General features: G+C 41.9%; 15 protein-coding genes, 1 pseudogene and 1 riboswitch. Of the genes and pseudogenes, 6 read left to right on the plus strand and 10 right to left on the minus strand.

Annotation, left to right across the window (positions count from 1 at the left end; genetic code table 11):
• Nucleotides 1-45 precede the first annotated feature (45 nt).
• From motB to ACIQ0C_RS10935, 3 genes are all read right to left on the minus strand, one after another.
• Complete coding sequence (gene motB, locus ACIQ0C_RS10925; RefSeq protein ID WP_403059702.1) at nt 46-801, minus strand: flagellar motor protein MotB; 756 nt, start codon at nt 799-801, stop codon at nt 46-48.
• Nucleotides 794-1,585: a flagellar motor stator protein MotA gene (motA, locus tag ACIQ0C_RS10930; protein ID WP_402838765.1), complete on the minus strand. Its 792-nt coding sequence runs from the start codon at nt 1,583-1,585 to the stop codon at nt 794-796. Before motA ends, motB begins: the two co-directional genes overlap by 8 nt.
• A 390-nt stretch (nt 1,586-1,975) precedes the next feature.
• Nucleotides 1,976-3,073, minus strand: coding sequence for an AbrB family transcriptional regulator (locus ACIQ0C_RS10935; RefSeq protein WP_403059705.1), 1,098 nt, complete (start codon nt 3,071-3,073; stop codon nt 1,976-1,978).
• A 417-nt stretch (nt 3,074-3,490) separates the two neighbouring features.
• On the opposite strand from ACIQ0C_RS10935, the gene mreBH reads away from it, so the two are divergent.
• From mreBH to ACIQ0C_RS10960, 5 genes are all read left to right on the plus strand, one after another.
• Entirely contained in the window at nt 3,491-4,498 is a 1,008-nt protein-coding gene (gene mreBH / locus ACIQ0C_RS10940) for a rod-share determining protein MreBH (RefSeq protein WP_402838760.1), read from the plus strand.
• Between the two features lie 264 nt (nt 4,499-4,762).
• The gene (locus tag ACIQ0C_RS10945) at nt 4,763-5,326 is read left to right on the plus strand and encodes a tyrosine-type recombinase/integrase (RefSeq protein WP_402838758.1); all 564 of its coding nucleotides are present in this window, start codon (nt 4,763-4,765) and stop codon (nt 5,324-5,326) included.
• Between the two features lie 52 nt (nt 5,327-5,378).
• Complete coding sequence (locus tag ACIQ0C_RS10950; RefSeq protein WP_403059708.1) at nt 5,379-5,876, plus strand: cation:proton antiporter regulatory subunit; 498 nt, start codon at nt 5,379-5,381, stop codon at nt 5,874-5,876.
• Between the two features lie 6 nt (nt 5,877-5,882).
• Nucleotides 5,883-7,109 carry a cation:proton antiporter gene (locus ACIQ0C_RS10955; RefSeq protein WP_402838755.1) on the plus strand — a complete coding sequence of 409 codons (1,227 nt, stop codon included), beginning with the start codon at nt 5,883-5,885 and terminating at the stop codon, nt 7,107-7,109.
• Between the two features lie 412 nt (nt 7,110-7,521).
• Nucleotides 7,522-8,388 carry a YihY/virulence factor BrkB family protein gene (locus ACIQ0C_RS10960; RefSeq protein WP_402838753.1) on the plus strand — a complete coding sequence of 289 codons (867 nt, stop codon included), beginning with the start codon at nt 7,522-7,524 and terminating at the stop codon, nt 8,386-8,388.
• A gap of 61 nt (nt 8,389-8,449) precedes the next feature.
• Here the strand turns inward: ACIQ0C_RS10960 and ACIQ0C_RS10965 are convergent, their stop codons facing one another.
• The 4 genes and pseudogenes from ACIQ0C_RS10965 to ribE all read right to left on the minus strand — a co-directional run bounded on the left by ACIQ0C_RS10965 (nt 8,450) and on the right by ribE (nt 11,869).
• Entirely contained in the window at nt 8,450-9,616 is a 1,167-nt protein-coding gene (locus ACIQ0C_RS10965; protein WP_403059711.1) for a DHH family phosphoesterase, read from the minus strand.
• Between the two features lie 406 nt (nt 9,617-10,022).
• Nucleotides 10,023-10,493, minus strand: coding sequence for a 6,7-dimethyl-8-ribityllumazine synthase (ribH, locus tag ACIQ0C_RS10970; protein WP_048685088.1), 471 nt, complete (start codon nt 10,491-10,493; stop codon nt 10,023-10,025).
• Between the two features lie 80 nt (nt 10,494-10,573).
• Nucleotides 10,574-11,212: pseudogene (gene ribB / locus ACIQ0C_RS10975) on the minus strand (3,4-dihydroxy-2-butanone-4-phosphate synthase); the annotation flags it as partial.
• Between the two features lie 18 nt (nt 11,213-11,230).
• Nucleotides 11,231-11,869: a riboflavin synthase gene (ribE, locus tag ACIQ0C_RS10980; RefSeq protein ID WP_402838750.1), complete on the minus strand. Its 639-nt coding sequence runs from the start codon at nt 11,867-11,869 to the stop codon at nt 11,231-11,233.
• 146 nt (nt 11,870-12,015) lie between these two features.
• Nucleotides 12,016-12,146, minus strand: a riboswitch (FMN riboswitch).
• Nucleotides 12,147-12,346: 200 nt separating this feature from the next.
• On the opposite strand from ribE, the gene ACIQ0C_RS10985 reads away from it, so the two are divergent.
• The gene (locus tag ACIQ0C_RS10985) at nt 12,347-13,075 is read left to right on the plus strand and encodes a TspO/MBR family protein (protein ID WP_403059714.1); all 729 of its coding nucleotides are present in this window, start codon (nt 12,347-12,349) and stop codon (nt 13,073-13,075) included.
• Between the two features lie 17 nt (nt 13,076-13,092).
• On the opposite strand, the gene megL is transcribed toward ACIQ0C_RS10985, so the two are convergent.
• From megL to ACIQ0C_RS11000, 3 genes are all read right to left on the minus strand, one after another.
• On the minus strand, nt 13,093-14,268 hold the full coding sequence (gene megL / locus ACIQ0C_RS10990; protein ID WP_403059717.1) for a methionine gamma-lyase: 1,176 nt from the start codon (nt 14,266-14,268) through the stop codon (nt 13,093-13,095).
• A 212-nt stretch (nt 14,269-14,480) separates the two neighbouring features.
• The gene (locus ACIQ0C_RS10995; protein ID WP_402838744.1) at nt 14,481-15,617 is read right to left on the minus strand and encodes a DEAD/DEAH box helicase; all 1,137 of its coding nucleotides are present in this window, start codon (nt 15,615-15,617) and stop codon (nt 14,481-14,483) included.
• Between the two features lie 47 nt (nt 15,618-15,664).
• Nucleotides 15,665-16,732, minus strand: coding sequence for an ATP-binding protein (locus tag ACIQ0C_RS11000; protein WP_403059720.1), 1,068 nt, complete (start codon nt 16,730-16,732; stop codon nt 15,665-15,667).
• Nucleotides 16,733-16,886: the final 154 nt, after the last annotated feature.

Genomic DNA, 16,886 nt, shown 5'->3' on the forward strand with positions numbered 1-16,886 from the left:
ATATTCTCCTTCAAAAAGAAAAACCCGTCCATTCCTGACAGGTTTTCACTCATTTATCGCTGTCCGTGGAACAATTAGGATTTCAACTCTCCTGTTTTTCGCCCTTCCTTTTTTCGTTTCATTGGAAGCAACCGGCTTGAATTCCCCATGTCCTTTAGCACTGAACATTTCGGGATCCAAATCCTTATTTTCGAGGAGAAGTTTCATAAAATTCACGGAACGCATCACGCTCAGGTCCCAATTGGATCCATACTGGTAATTTTTAATAGGAATATTATCAGTATGTCCACTTACGATAATATTTCTAGGTAAGTCCATGACCAATAAATCCGAGATTTCTTTAGCGATTTTACGGTTTTCACTTCTCACCTCGGCCACACCCGATTCGAACAGCACGTTTTCCCTAATTGAAATCAACATGCCTTCATCCGTAAGGTTCGTTCCCAATTTATCCGTTAAATCATTCTTTTCGATGTAGGCATCAACACGCTCCTGAACTTCCGTAAGTTCTTCCTGCTCGTTTTTCCCTAGCTTTTCAAGATCTTCTGCACCTGTTTTTTGTTCTGGTGACGTCGGCTCATTGCTGGGGGAATCACTTGGATAATCCATAAAACCCGTTCCGCTTGTAAAAACCTGATTAAATACATTGGACAACTGCTGGAACCTTACTGCATCAACCGAACTTGAAGCGAACAAGACGATAAAAAGCGCGAGAAGCAATGTTAAGATATCGGCATAGGGAACCAGCCATGATTCATCGATATGCTCTTCATGCCTTTGTTTCTTTTTCCGCCTAGCCATCTTCTCTCACATCGCCTTCCAACCACTTTTTACGATCTCCAGCAGGCAAATATGATGTTAATTTCTGTTCAATCGTTCTCGGAGCTTCCCCTTCGATGATCGATAAAATACCTTCTATCATCATTTCTTTGATTCTGACTTCCTGCTGCGATTTCCGTTTGAGCTTATTGGCAAATGGATGCCATAGCACATACCCCGTGTAAATCCCCATCAAGGTCGCGACGAACGCGGCAGATATGGCATGTCCCAATGCCTCCGTGTCAGCCATATTACCCAATGCAGCAATCAGCCCGATTACCGCACCCAGTACGCCAAGCGTCGGTGCGTATGTACCGGCTTGACTGAAAATCGCTGCCGCGCTTAGATGACGTTCTTCCATCGCGTCTATTTCCTCTGCTAAAATATCACGGATATAATCGGCACTCTGACCTTCGACTGCAAGATTCAAGCCATTTTTCAAAAAGGTATTATCCACTTGATCCGAAATGCTTTCCAATGCTAATAAGCCTTCTTTCCTGGCAATGACGGCCCATTCCGAAAAGGTTTTTATTAAATCTTCCGGCCTTGTCAATTTTTGTTCAAAGAATAAAATCTTGAATATTTTTGGTAGTCTTTTTAATTCCGACAAAGGGAAAGCCGTTACGACAGCAGCTATCGTCCCTACAATGATGATCAAAATAGCCGCCGGGTTAATCAGCGCCGTTACACTAACACCTTTCAACACCATTCCGACTAAGATGGCCACAATACCCAGAACTACGCCCAAAACTGATGTTATATCCATAATACTCACCCATTCATTTAAAGTCTCGTCTCCTCCTTATATCGGATGAAGTTCAAAAAAAGTGAGGATTATTTTACTATTCGATTTCAATTTTCATTAAATCATCACAAAATCCACCAACTTTATTGCCTACATGAGCTTAATCAACAGCATTTCAATGGTTCTGGCACTTTATCATTTCGAAAATGGAATTATCAGCCTGTTCCGTTCGTACTTTTCTCATAACGTCTGGAATATGCCGCATTTACTCGTGAGTTTTTGGGGTTTACTCGTGAGTTTTGCACTTTTACTCGTGAGTTTTAAACTTTTACTCGTGAATTTTGCTCATTTACTCGTGAATTTTGCTCATTTACTCGTGAATTCCGTAAAACGCCAAAAGGACAAAGCCTGTCAGCTTTGTCCCTGTTCTTGTTTCCCGGGGCTTCTTCCGGCCAGCCATTTTATGATTGGTGAAAGAAAAAATAAAATGAATAAGATCCTGAATAAATGAAAGCTTGTGACAACGGATAAATCTACATGCACAGACATGGCTGTGACTGCCATTTCGGCGACGCCGCCTGGCGCCATGCTCAAAAATAGTTCGTTCGCCTGTAAAGATAGGATCGGGGCAAACTGAATGGAAAGATAATAGCAAAATCCAATCAATAGGACATTACTGACGAATACGGCCCCGAACATCTTTCTGAAAAGTCGTGGATTATCAATTTTCAGTGTGTAGCCTAAATGTGCGCCGATCAACAATTGCGACAAGTTCAACCAAAAGTCAGGAATCTGCGGGGCACCTGGGCCTGCTAAATTGAATAGTGCTGCGGCCATGAGAGGTCCTAGCAAAAAAGGCAGCGGAAAATTGGCTTTCTTTGTGATGAAGATGGATAAAAGCAAGGTTAGCAACATCATGATGGCTAATTTCCCATCATATTCAAATAAGAAAAACGGCCGCTCCGTTACGGCCATTATCGCACCTGATTCAACTGACATTACATGAGTCACAATCCAAGGAACAATGGAAATCACCAGGATGACCCGCAGTGTTTGCATGAAACCTACAACCGTTTCATCACTATCCTTCATTTCCTCACTTAAGACCACCATCTGGGAAAGACCTCCCGGAAAACTGCCCAGCATGGATGTTCCCAAGGATAAGTTCATTCGTTTTCCGACAAACCAGCCAGTCAACACTGTAAATGAAATGATTGCGATTGTCGTAAAAAGCATAACGGGCAGATATTCAATCATCTCATTTAACGATTGTTTCGTGAATGAACTGCCCAGTTGTAAACCTAGAATGACCAATCCAGTACTTCTAAATGTTTTAGACCAAAACAAGTACTTCCTTAACTTCACTTTCGCAATCATCACGACGAATAATGGTCCAAGCATCCATGGCAGGTATATTCCTAGGCTATCAAACGCATAACCACCCAGGAATGCCAAAAAAGCTGTAAAAATGACTTTAAAACTCTTACTCTCGATTAAATTTGCATTCAAAAAAATTACCTTCTTTATCTAAGCGGTTTTCCATCTATATCTTAACATAAAATATGTCGGTTCAAAGCTGTCATCCACGCTTGTTTTCGACTGAAGCGAGTAGCGCAGTAGTGATATATACTAAACCGGCTCATATGAGATGATATATTTGCAGCCTCCAGCTTACGTTTTACAATAGGCAGAATGTTGGCCCCATCAGCCATTCCGATGTCAGTGGATTGGTTACAATTGGGACATTTGCCGTTCTTGGCGCGCTCGCCATCGTCAATGCACTTTTATATTTCATCATGTTTTCGCTCCATGAAAAGAAACAGCATGGCACTTCCACCATTTACTAGATTTCCCACCCCCACAAACTCGCAAGAAAAGGTAGAATGATATATATAGGGGGTCAAACTCTTATGGAGGGGTGACTAGATGTTATCAAATACAGAAATAGGCATTGACTTAGGAACTGCAAATACGCTAGTTTACAGTAAAAATAAAGGAATCGTATTTAATGAGCCATCTGTGGTGGCCATTGATATAGAGACTAATAAAGTATTGGCAGTCGGTGTTGATGCAAAAAACATGATCGGGAAAACACCTGGAAATATCGTGGCAATCCGTCCGCTTAAGGATGGTGTCATTGCGGATTTTGATGTGACCGCGCAAATGCTTAGGGAAATCATGAAAAAAGCTAGTAAGGCTCTAGGTTTATCGATTCGCAAACCTAGTGTAGTGGTCTGTACACCATCAGGTTCCACTTCAGTTGAGAGAAGGGCCATTCAGGATGCAGTCAAAAGCTGCGGAGCGAAACAGGTCCACCTTATCGAGGAACCGGTAGCAGCAGCAATAGGTGCGGGCCTGCCTGTCGAAGAGCCCGTTGCCAATGTCATCGTTGATATCGGCGGCGGAACGACTGAGGTCGCTATCATTTCTTATGGCGGCGTCGTTTCTTGCAATTCAATCAGAATTGGCGGAGATCAATTGGATGAAGATATCAGCCAATATGTCAGGAAAAAACATAATGTGCTGATTGGGGAAAGAACAGCCGAGGAAATAAAAAAAGAAATCGGCTACGCACTCGTTGAACATTCCGTGATTACCATGGAAGTCAGGGGCCGCGATCTTGTAACGGGTCTTCCAAAACCGATTACAATATCATCCACTGATATCCAGGAAGCCATCCAGGAATCGCTTCTTCATATACTGGAAGCAATAAGGGCCACTTTGGAAGATTGTCCTCCTGAATTGAGCGGGGATATCGTCGATCAAGGAGTCATCTTATCCGGCGGGGGTGCACTTCTCAACGGGGTACAGGAATGGCTAACGAATGAAATCGTCGTCCCTGTCCAACTTGCGGATAACCCGCTTGAATCAGTTGCCATCGGAACCGGGCTTTCACTTGAGGTCATTCACAAATTACAAAAAGCCGTGTACTAAAAAGATAGGAAACCCCAACTTGGGGTTTCTTTTTTTATCATTCCAGGCTGATGTCCCCCCATGATGCAAACAGCAATCTCCACATTAAATAACTTCCCTGAAATATTTTACCTCGTTTAAGTAGAGAATAAGGAATAGTTTTTTTTACGTTCGAAAGCATGCATTTCTGTTTGGATAGGAATCACCTGTCGGACTAAATGCATGCAATGTTACATAATATGTGTTACAATGTAATTATGTTACATTAGCAAGAGGAGAAGATCTATGGAATATGTAGAAGCCTTTAAGGATATCAATCAAATCAGCAAAATGAAAACCTACTTACGCGCTCACTCCAGTCGAGATTATTTATTATTTGTACTCGGCATCAATACAGGTATGAAGATAAATGAAATGCTCGAAATCACCGTCGCCAGCGTTCTGGATGAAACGGGTAAAATCAAGGAGTTCTATGAGCAACGGACGGAAAATGACGAAGTCAACCAAATTTATTTGAACCTGAAAGTCCGTACCGCCTTACAAGAATACCTTAAAGGCTCGAAGGTTATCGAAGGTCAATTTTTATTTCTTTCCCCTAAGACAAAAAAGCCGATTACACGTCAACAGGCGCACCGAATCATTCATGATGCTGTGGAAGGTGCAGGGCTGACAGGCAAATTCGGAGCAAGTTCGATGCGTAAAACTTTTGGCTACCATGCCTATAAACAAGGAGTGTCACTGGCCTTGATACAGAAACATTACCATCATTCCAGTCCATCGGAGACATTAAAATACATCGGTATATCCAAGGAGAAGAAATTCAAGACGAATATTGACGTTAACTTATAAACATTCTGCTATCTTCTATTAACTCTAACCAACATTTTAAGGAGGAATTCCAGTGAAAATTAGAGAAAGTGAACTTCCTGGTATTGGCCAAAAATTCGAAATCATAACGAGAAATGATGAAAAGTTAGTAATCGTCATTCACGATGATGGCCGTCGGGAATTATACCATTTTGATAATGAACATGAGGACGTCATATCGAGCATCACCCTTAATGATCAGGAATCCCGGCAAATGGCTTCCATCATAGGCGGCATGGTCTATAAACCACAAGCACTTGAAACAATTGAAATGTCATTGGGTGACTTGGTGATAGAATGGTTCAAAGTCGAACCCGGTTCAAAGGCCATCAATCAAACGATCGGTTCGATTGATATCAGGAGCAATTATAACGTGACCGTCATCGCCCATTCTAAAAAAGGCAAAAAACAACTGAATAATCCTGGTCCTGACTCCATCATCGAAACAGGCGACACCCTTGTAATATCCGGTGAAAGAAAAGATATCCGTAACCTGATAAAAGAATTATTGACCGACGAAAGGAGTGACTAAGCTCATATGGACCATTTAGTCTTTGAAGTGGGAACTGCCCTACTTCTAGTGGCATTAGCCGCTCTCGTTGCAGGTAAATTCAAAATATCAAATGTTCCACTATTAATTATCATCGGGATGCTCGTTGGTCCCCATGCCCCGCACTTCGGATTAATTGACCTGCGTTTCATTGAAAGTGATGAAATCATAGCATTCCTCGGTCGTGTCGGTATTTTATTCCTTCTGTTTTACCTAGGGCTTGAATTTTCCGTCAAAAAGCTTATGAAGTCAGGGAAAAATATCGTGACAGGCGGAACCTATTACATTTTAATCAACGTGGGAATGGCCTTGCTGTATGGTTTCCTGCTCGGTCTTCCGTTAAAAGAGGTCCTGATATTAACCGGGATCATCAGTTTTTCTTCAAGTGCCATTGTGGCAAAGGTACTTGTGGACCTTAAAAGGACCGGGAACAATGAAACGGAGCTAATCCTTGGCATTATCATGTTTGAAGATATCTTCCTCGCTGTTTATTTATCAGTCGTATCCGGATTGGTATTAAGCTCTTCTGGTTCCGTTTGGGGAACATTACTTTCTACATTTATCGCGATTGGGTATATGCTGATATTTTTCGTTATCGCCCGGAAAGCATCTGGTGTCCTTAACAAATTATTCAATATTACCTCCGATGAGATTTTTATCATCGTCGTGTTCGCATTACTATTCTTCATCGCCGGTTTCTCGGAAACGATTCATGTTGCGGAAGCCATTGGTGCATTACTGCTCGGCCTGGTCTTTTCTGAAACGGAACATAGCGACAGGATTGAGAAACTTGTCATTCCCTTCAGAGACTTCTTCGGAGCCATATTTTTCTTCAGCTTTGGCTTGAGTATCGATCCGACGACCCTTGGCGGAGCTGTCTGGATGGTTCTTGGAGCTGTCATCATCACCATAATCGGTAACTTTGCAGCTGGCATGATTGCCGGACGCAAATCCGGTTTATCTCACAGAGCTTCCGCAAACATCGGTTTAACGATCGTTTCGCGCGGCGAATTCTCCATCATTTTAGCCAACTTAGGCATTGCCGGAGGTTTAATGCCTATACTAACCCCGTTTGCGGCACTTTATGTTTTAACCTTAGCGATTCTTGGGCCGATCCTTACAAAAGAATCCAAACACATCTATAATATCCTAAATAAAGTATTCAAATGGACCCCTCCGAAGGTTCAAAAGGAGCAGGAAAAAGAAGTCCAATAGAGAAAAAGGCCAGAAATTGCTGTCTGGCCTTTTTTCCGTTTACCTTTTATAACTCACTTACATGATTATACTTGTTATACAGTGGGCATAAAATCATACCTAGTAGTAGTATTGGTGCCGTCCTTGAAGTTCATCAGCACCTATTCACAGTTATGGAGAAACTTTCGAGAATTTGGGATATTAATTGACTTTAAGCATTTAAAATTGACTTGCCTCTCTCTCCAAATTTGTTTTTCGTAATTACGGAGTTCGGATCAATCACACGGGAGTAGCTGTAGGTTATGTCATTGTCACAAACTTCTACAAGCGCACGGATTAGAGGTTTCCATTTCTTTTCTTTTGAGGATTAACTTATAGTAACAGAGGGAATAGAAGCAGATAGCCTAAGTAACTATTCAGGAGTGATGCCCAGATGAATAAGTCGATCCAATTTTCAAAGAAACTTATTAAAGAAATAAAGGAAGATCGTGTGACCGGGCTGGCAGCAGAACAAGCTTATTACTATTTACTGGCACTATTCCCTTTGCTCATTTTACTGCTGTCCATATTACCTTATCTGAATATCGATATTCAGACAGCACTTGACACGATAAAAACCTTCATGCCTGCGGAAACGATGGAAGTCATCGAGAAAAATATCATCAACATATTATCTGAACGGAACGGCGGCTTACTGACTTTTGGTTTCCTTGGAACCATATGGTCCGCTTCCAACGGAATGAATGCGTTCATCCATTCCATGAATATCGCCTATGATGTGGAAGAAACAAGGAATTTCATTAAAGCCCGCTTCATTTCCATTATATTGACATTAGGTCTGGTTGTAGCATTCATCGTCATGTTGGGTCTCCCCGTCTTCGGAAAAGTCATCATCGAATTATTACAGCAAGTCATTCCGATCCCTGAAGAAACGCAAATATTATTCAGTTTATTACGGTGGGTCATCGCGGTTGTGGTCATCTCACTTGTCCTTGCCTTTTTATATCGCTTTGCACCGAATAAAAGTTTTCCCATTAAACATGTCATCCCTGGGGCAGTGACCGCAACTGTACTTTGGCTGGGAATATCACTTGGATTTTCATTCTATGTCAGTAACTTTGCCAACTACTCTTCTACTTACGGCAGTTTAGGGGGCGTCATCATCTTGATGCTTTGGCTGTATTTGAGTGGTCTGATTTTTGTGATCGGCGGAGAGATCAATGCAATTCTTCATCGCCAAAATTCCATTCCAAAAAAACCGTCACGCACCATCGTTCATCCTGTCCCGCTTAAAAGGTAAATCAATGAATGACAATGAAGATTGAAAAGCGGCTGTCCCATTCGGACAGCCGCTTTCCTATTTATCCCTTATTGACAAACTCTTCATATCTTTCATCATGGGCCAGCCATGCAGCGTATTTCCGCTTAATGTATTTTTCCGCTTCTGCAAAAGTATCGAATGTTTTTTTCTGTTGTTTTCCGTTGATTTCTACAATCCATTCCTCTTCTTCATCTTCATAGATGAATATGTCCTGTTTGTCTCTCGTTGAATATAGGCTACCCTCTGGGGATTCTTTTACATTCAATTGATTTTTATGTGCATCTCGTTTAAGCGGCTCGGAATAGAAGGTCTTTTCGACATATTGGCTATATGCCTTTTCGGACATCGTACAACCGGCAGCTTTTTGGTGGCCGCCACCATCATACTTGCCAGCAACCTCAGAAACATCTATATCATCGTGGATTGTCCGGAAGCTGATTCTTTTACCTCCTACCATCAGGATGGCTATATAATCCAGATGCGAGAACTCTTTCGATAGTTCATTACCCAATTCTGAGTGGTATGACTCTGCATGGACTACACCAGCTGTATGGGGACCGACCGTGGCCTGATAAACTTCTCTTTTTTTCCTGTTTATGTACCGATCTACTCGACTCTCTTCAACATTCAGAAGCGTTTGCTCCACTTCGTCAAAAGAAAAACTTTCAGCCGTGGACAGCTTATTTGCGATTTTCATTTCGAATTCCTCTATCGGAATCATGAAAAACAGGTCATTCAATCGCTTTGCCGTTGTATTTTTATTGACTTCCCATTCCCAAGTATCGTATTGACGGACCAATTCAACGAATTCAGCGACAATGCTTGAAGGTTCCAGCAATTTATTTTCAACTGCATACTGATAGAATAATGACGTGGCTGCCGTCTGTTTACCATCTTCCTGTTCGACAGTTACAGATGCCCAATCATGTTCGTTCAAATGCAGTGCTGACTTATGATGATCAATCAACAGCGCCTTGCCTCCATCTTCCACAAACTGAGTAATCATTTTTTCGTTATCTTCATCAACCGATAGATCAGTAACGATCAATGTATCTTCAATCTTGGCCTGCTCAAGAAATGCTCCTACATTCTGATTAAGGCGGCCAATTGAATTATAACTAACCACTACTTCTTCTCCGAATGCCAGCTTGGCTACAATGCCGCAGCCGACTCCATCTAAATCATTATGTGTAAAGAGATGGTACACACAAACCCCTCCTAATAACTAATAAATTTACTTTTCCCTAAAGACATGAATTTCAATTGCAATCTTTACAATTGTAGCATAATCATATCCGCATATTTTATTATGCTTCCATTACGTGATGCTTTTGTTCGGTTTTTTTTAAAGGAATTCCCTAATGATTCTTTATTTTCCATAATTTATACCAAAAAGTTTTGAAAACCCATTACTTTGAAATCGAGGTATTTCCATTGAAGAGGTTGAGGCGGGTGTCGAAGATCAGCACTAGCTAATCGATCAATGGCAAGGAACTTTACGAACTTTGAAAAATTGCTGAATGGTTTATGAAAAGTTGACTCAATCAGACCAAGATCCAGCACATCAAAAAAAGCCGCAGGAATATTATTCCCTGCGGCTTCCTTATGTGAAATCACTGCTCTATCAATTTTCCAAGGTTAGCCATTTCAATGGCACTTACTGCAGCTTCATAGCCTTTGTTACCTGATTTTGTTCCAGCACGTTCAATGGCTTGTTCAATATTCTCAGTTGTCAGCAAACCGAATATAACCGGTACACCTGTTTCCAAAGAAACGGAAGCCATCCCTTTAGCTGCTTCATTGCAGACATAATCATAATGTGAAGTAGCACCCCTGATTACCGTTCCAAGACCGATTACCGCATCATATTTACCTGTATTCACAAGTTTCTTAGCAATTAACGGAAGTTCAAAAGCACCCGGGACCCAAGCGATGTCAACATCATTCTCATCAACGCCATGACGCTTAAGGCCATCCAATGCCCCTCCTAAAAGCTTGCTTGTGATAAACTCATTAAATCTTCCTACCACGATTCCGACTTTCAATCCTGATCCGATTAATTGTGCTTCAATAGTTTTCCCCATGTCCAATTCCTCCTAATTTTTAAAAACAATATTATTTTTTTCATGTTAAGATTTAATTCCTTAAAAATCCTTCAAGCTTTCGGGATGTTCAGTTCAAGTTCCTGTTTCCCGATTTTATCATTGTGTTGAAGATACCGAATCAAATCGGCTATCGTAATGAATTTCAGGTTGAATTTATCAGCGATGACTTCTAAATCAGATACGCGGGCCATTGATCCATCTTCATTCATGATCTCACAAATGACACCGGCTGGAGCGGCACCGCATAACTTCGCCAAGTCCACCGATGCTTCCGTATGTCCTGCCCTTCTTAATACGCCGCCTTCTTTAGCGACTATCGGAAAAGTGTGACCAGGCCTTTGGAAATCTTCAGCGACCGAATCTTCATTAAGAAGCTCAAGGATGGTCAAGGACCGTTCAAAAGCACTGATTCCTGTAGAGGTGCTTTTATGATCGACACTTACCGTAAAAGCAGTGCCATGATGATCGGTATTTTCTCCTACCATAGGATGCAGTTTCAATTTTGCTGCCAGTTGTTCAGTGATGGTTGTACAAATCAAACCACGTCCATGAGTCGCCATGAAATTAATCGCTTCCGGTGTCGCCTTTTCGGCCAACACTACAAAATCCCCTTCATTTTCACGGTCTTCATCATCGGATACGATTACTACCTTGCCAGCCTTCAAATCTTCTATTGCTTCTTCTATTGTATGGAACATCATTACACCGCCCTTTTATTAGAATCCATGCTCTGCCAAAAACTCTAAATTCAGTCCTGGTTTTGGATTGCCATTTTTCATTTGATGTATTATATATTTCCCTATCATGTCGTTTTCGATGTTAACGATATCTCCAGCCGCTTTTTGTCCCAATACGGTGTCCTGATGAGTCAATGGAATCAATGATACTGTCAAAAGGTTCCTTTCGATCCCAAATATCGTCAAGCTCGTTCCGTCGATGGCCACGGAACCTTTTGGAATGCAAAAGGTACTAAGCCCTTCTTCCAATTGGATTACATAATATACGGCATTTTCTTTCCGTTCTTTTTTTATGATTGTTCCGGTTCCGTCGATATGACCTGAAACAAAATGACCTCCAAACCTTCCCTGTGCACTCATGGCTCGTTCGAGATTAACAGGTGATCCCAATTTTAACGTCCGGATCGAGGAAGCTTTGACCGTTTCCGGCATCACGTCGACCGTAAATAAACTTTTCGTGAAGGACGTTACCGTTAAGCAGACCCCGTTGACTGAAATACTATCCCCCAGATGCACATCTTCAAGGATTTTTTCAGAACGAATCGATAACTCCATACTGCTTTTTCCTTTTTTCAAGGAATGGACGGTACCGATATCCTCAATGATTCCCGTAAACATGTTTTTCCCCCTTTTATAAAATATAAAAAACCCCTTAGGATGACCTAAGGAGTTAACAGGAGAAATGAGTGAAAAAAATTGTATACTTAAAAAGCCTAATATTTTCATTTTCGAAAAATTAGGCGTACGTATACACTTGGGTTCCACACGTCCTTCTCCCATCCAGACTGTACTGTCGGCTTTGGAATCTCACCAAATCCTGCCTTTAACAGGCTCGCGGGCTTAGAATTTCTTCATCACCGCCGGTTGGGATTTTCACCCGACCCCGAAGGACTAAATTAATATGAATCTTTGAATATTTTATCACCATAATGTGAAGATGTAAAATTTCTAACCTTAAATGGTTCAATTGTTACAGAAACTTCCTCCCTTTATGAAATATCGACCCCCAAGTCCCCGATGTGCTCCAAAAAGGTTAACCAAGGTAAATATGTGGAATAGGGTTAGAGGATCACAATTCAAATAAGGAGGAAAACCATGCTTATTTCCATCATTAACTTGATATTCTATCTATTCGTCGTCACGATGAATTTTTTAGCCAATTTCCTGCCATTGAACGGCCAGACATCAGGAAAGATTTCCGATAAACTGGATGTCCTTTTCACTCCTGCCGGTTATGTATTTTCCATTTGGGGCTTGATCTATTTCCTGCTCGCCATCTGGGTCTTCAGGCAGTTTTTAAGTAAATATCAAAACAGCCCTGCTTATAAGGCATCCTTCCCTTGGTTCGCTTTAAGCTGTGTCCTGAATGTTGCTTGGCTTTTGGCTTGGCACTATGAACACCTTTTGTTATCCGTATTCATTATCATTGCTTTGTTGGTTACTTTAATGATCATTTATACAAGCATAAAAAAAGTAGGACACACGACTTTCGACCTATTTCCGTTTTCCGTTTATACAGGCTGGGTAAGTGTTGCAACCATAGCTAACATTTCTTATTACCTCACCTATATCAAATGGGACGGTTTTGGGGTTTCCAGATTAAACTGGACGATCTTCCTGCAGATTGCAGCAACGACCCTTGCCTTTGTCTTTGCAGGTAAAAACCGGGATTGGTGCTATCCTCTCGTATTCGTTTGGGCGTTCATAGGCATCGGGATACGAAATAGCGGCGCCTATCCGATAATCACAGACATTTCTTATATCCTGGCTGCCATCACTTTTATCGTATCCATCACCATCTTCATTAAAAATAGAAGGAACTAAATGAGGGATATGGTACCCTAAAATGCTTGCTGAAGATCTTGCCATACATCCTGCCAAGCTTCAAGGCCAACTGAGAGACGGACCAGCTGGTCACTGATGCCCATTTGTTCCCGTGAATCTTCAGGAACGGCAGAGTGCGTCATGGTAGCGGGATGCTGGATCAATGTTTCGGCATCCCCTAGACTTACGGCAATTTTGATAAGTTTCAATTTATTGAGGAATACCTGTGCATCCTGTTTTGTGCCATGCAATTCGAAAGAGATAAGGCCGCCGCCATGTTTCATCTGTTTTTGCATTATATAGTGATCCGGTGAAGCATCATCACCTGGATAATATACCTTTTTCACCTTTGGATGTTTCTTAAGTTCATGAAAGATTGCCGTTGCATTGGCCGAATGACGGTCCATCCTGACAGGCAAGGTCTTTAACCCCCGTAATAGTAGCCAGGCATCGAATGGTGAAATGATTCCACCGATATCTTTCTGTGTAGTCCCAGCTATATGATTCATGAATTCCTTTTTACCCACCACAAGTCCCGCAACGACATCCCCATGCCCGCAAAGATATTTAGTAGCGCTATGAAGGACGATATCACAGCCATATTCAAGCGGTCTCTGTAGGTAGGGCGTCGAAAACGTATTATCGACCACGACCGTCACATTATATTCCTTCGCAACCCTCACCACCATCTGTAAGTCGATCATTTTCATCGTCGGATTGATCGGGGTTTCTACATAGATGCAGGTCGTTTCTGGCCGGATCATTTTCCTAACCTGTTCTTCTGTATCCATTTCACAAAAATCATGAGTTATCCGGTATTTATTTTTCATTAGCTGCAGAAGGCCAAATGTACAACCATATACCCCCTGTGAGCAGAGGATGTGATCATCTGTTTTAGTTAACGCAAAAAGTACCGCTGAGACGGCAGCCATGCCTGAACCGAAAGCAAGACCAGCTTCCCCGCCTTCCAGTGCGGCAATCTTTTCTTCTAGCACTTGTACCGTTGGATTTCCAAGGCGGGAATAAATATATCCATCTTCCATACCGGCAAAACGCCTCTCCCCTTGCTCGGCATTTTCGAAAGTGAATGTTGAGGTTTGGAATAAAGGTGCTGCCAAGCTTCCCAAATGCTTCTTCGAGTCATATCCTTCATGGATGACTGCCGTTTCAAATTGTTTATACTTTCTTGTCATACCGTCTCCTCCTAACCTATGTCTATTTCTATCATATGTCAAAAAAACATATAAAGGAAGCGTTTTCATTCATATAAGTGGACCATGAATTCAGGAAATATTATCTGGTTTTCTGTTCAGTTGGATTCTGCAAATTGAGCAACTCTTTTAATTTTAATCCTAACGGGAATGTAAAAAAAGGGACAGCCGCCATGGCCGTCCCTTTTTCCGAATCATTCATCGACTACGATGTTTCCACCATAGAAGGTTACTCTCGTTAATGGAATCTCCAGTTCACGAGCCATTTTTTTCAGCTCCCGCTCTTCTCTTTCCGTTACGATTGAAATGACCGTGCCATCTGCACCTGCACGCCCAGTTCTACCGGATCTATGGATATATTGTTCGATGTTGTCAGCCATATCAATATGAACGACCGCAGTAAGACCTTTAATATCAAGCCCCCTTGCCGCTACATCCGTTGCTATCAGCATCGGGGATTTTCCGGAACGAAGCTTGCGCAGCGCTTTCTCCCTGTCGACTTTATTGGATTCACTGTGAAGCACGCCCATTTCAATACCTTTATAACTCAGCTTTTCATGTAAGACGCTCAGCTCCGCTATATCATTCAGGAAGGCAAGTGCCTTCACATCTTTAAGTCTTGTGATTTTCTCGAGAATCTTGGACTTTTCCCGTCTCTCAACAACAAAGTAAAGATGGTCCACCTTTGATTCCATTTTTTCATGCTTATCGATCTTGATCATTACGGGTTCATTCATGAACCCCCGGGCCGCTTTTTCCGTTTCTTCTGGCAGGGTTGCTGAAAACACCATGATTTGCCGGTCCTTTAGCGTTGTTTTGATGATATTATTGATTGTTCCCATATGCTCTGGAGTGATCAATTGGTCACCTTCATCAAGCACTATCGTCTTAACTTCATGCATCTTCAATTTCTTTTGGGCAATCAATTCGTAAATCCGCCCCGGTGTTCCAGCAATCACTTGTGGACGCTTCTTCAGTTTGTCCAACTGCCTTTTCACATTAGCACCGCCGATGAATGCTGCACCCGTAATGCCGCTTCCCTCTGACCAAATGCGAATTTCTTCATTGATTTGCATGACCAGTTCTCGTGATGATGCCAGAATCAAAGCTTGGGGCGACTTTTTTTCAGGATCTATCTTTTCCAGCAATGGCAGTAAATATGCTAATGTTTTTCCCGTACCAGTCGGTGATTCGGCCATGATATCCTTTCCCTCGACAATCACGGGAATCGCTTTCGTTTGAATCGGAGTAAGCTGTCCGAATCCGGACTTTTTCCAGACCTCTTGTATATATGGTTTTCTATCGTTCACTATTGCAGGTAATTCGCTCATATCGTTCTCCTTTAATATAAAACTTTTCCTATCTTTCATAGTACCATTTATTCTTGTCCTGTAGCCAACGGAATACGAATTGTAACCGTCGTCCCTTTGTTTATTTCACTTTCAAAATTCATTTCCCCCTGAAGGCGATGAACGATCTTCCGGCAAATTGCAAGCCCGATCCCTGTTCCCTTTTCCTTCGTCGAATAAAAAGGCTCACCGATCCGTTCAAGACGCTCTGGCACCATTCCCATGCCATTATCACTCACGCTGACTACAGCTTGTCCATCGATGGTTTGCAGCGATATATCAATTTCTCCATTATCCTCAATCGCTTCAATGCTGTTCTTGACGATATTGATTATCAACTGTTTAAGTTCAATTGAATCAGCCATAATATAAATCGGTTCGGCGGTTTTAACCCTTAGCCCCATTTCGATATTTTTCAAATTCGTTTCTGCCTTCATCAAAGTGAATACCTGTTGTAAACTGTCGGCAAGATCGATCCTGCAGAATGCGACATCCTGTTTCTTCCCAAGAACCAAAAGTTCACTTGAGATAATATTGATTCGGTCAATTTCCTTCAACATGATATCAGAATGCAGCGGGTTCACTTCCTTGGTCATATCCATTAACTGTACAAATCCTTTTAACGATGTCAGCGGATTCCTTATCTCATGTGCGACGGCCGCAGCCAGATGTCCGATAACAGATAGCTTTTCAGACATGATCATCAATTCCTCTTCGCGCCGCAATTCAGTAATATCCCTAACGATTGCATATACTCCAAGCATTTCCGAGTGAACGATGATCGGTAAAAAAGTTACACGGATTATCCGTTGTTCATCACTGCTATTCTGAATGGTCGTTTCGAATTTTACAGCCTCCCCTTGAAGGGACTGTATAAAGAACTCAGATACTTTATCACTTTCATTCCAGTTGATGAGATGATTCGCATTCTTGCCTTTCAAATTGTCACTATGATGACCTAACAGTTTTTCAGCTTCCGGGTTTATCGAAACAACATTTCCTTCGAGATTCAGCTCAAGGACACAATCCGGGTTATGCTTGAATAGCGACCGATACTGTTCATCCTTCAGAATGAATTCCTGTTGGGACCTCAACATTTTCCCCGTCCAATACCTGATTATGAAGTATAGGAAAAGCCCGGTTATGAATATGAACATCCACCCTTTGGAATGTTGAAACATTGCATATATCTGAACATCTGCCCTTGCCCGCGACATAGAGATGTAATCCGTAACGATAATCCATAAGACC

This window comes from Peribacillus sp. NPDC096448 (assembly GCF_044762675.1).
GTDB classification, from domain to species: Bacteria; Bacillota; Bacilli; order Bacillales; family DSM-1321; genus Peribacillus; species Peribacillus frigoritolerans_B.

Bases quoted from the DNA above. Each gene is read 5' to 3' on its own strand.
- megL (WP_403059717.1), bottom strand. From the start codon at position 14,268: ATGACAAGAAAGTATAAACAATTTGAAACGGCAGTCATCCATGAAGGA.
- ACIQ0C_RS10985 (WP_403059714.1), top strand. From the start codon at position 12,347: ATGCTTATTTCCATCATTAACTTGATATTCTATCTATTCGTCGTCACG.
- mreBH (WP_402838760.1), top strand. From the start codon at position 3,491: ATGTTATCAAATACAGAAATAGGCATTGACTTAGGAACTGCAAATACG.
- ACIQ0C_RS10955 (WP_402838755.1), top strand. From the start codon at position 5,883: ATGGACCATTTAGTCTTTGAAGTGGGAACTGCCCTACTTCTAGTGGCA.
- ACIQ0C_RS10945 (WP_402838758.1), top strand. From the start codon at position 4,763: ATGGAATATGTAGAAGCCTTTAAGGATATCAATCAAATCAGCAAAATG.
- ACIQ0C_RS10995 (WP_402838744.1), bottom strand. From the start codon at position 15,617: ATGAGCGAATTACCTGCAATAGTGAACGATAGAAAACCATATATACAA.
- motA (WP_402838765.1), bottom strand. From the start codon at position 1,585: ATGGATATAACATCAGTTTTGGGCGTAGTTCTGGGTATTGTGGCCATC.
- motB (WP_403059702.1), bottom strand. From the start codon at position 801: ATGGCTAGGCGGAAAAAGAAACAAAGGCATGAAGAGCATATCGATGAA.
- ribH (WP_048685088.1), bottom strand. From the start codon at position 10,493: ATGGGGAAAACTATTGAAGCACAATTAATCGGATCAGGATTGAAAGTC.
- ACIQ0C_RS11000 (WP_403059720.1), bottom strand. From the start codon at position 16,732: ATGTTGAGGTCCCAACAGGAATTCATTCTGAAGGATGAACAGTATCGG.
- ribE (WP_402838750.1), bottom strand. From the start codon at position 11,869: ATGTTTACGGGAATCATTGAGGATATCGGTACCGTCCATTCCTTGAAA.
- ACIQ0C_RS10960 (WP_402838753.1), top strand. From the start codon at position 7,522: ATGAATAAGTCGATCCAATTTTCAAAGAAACTTATTAAAGAAATAAAG.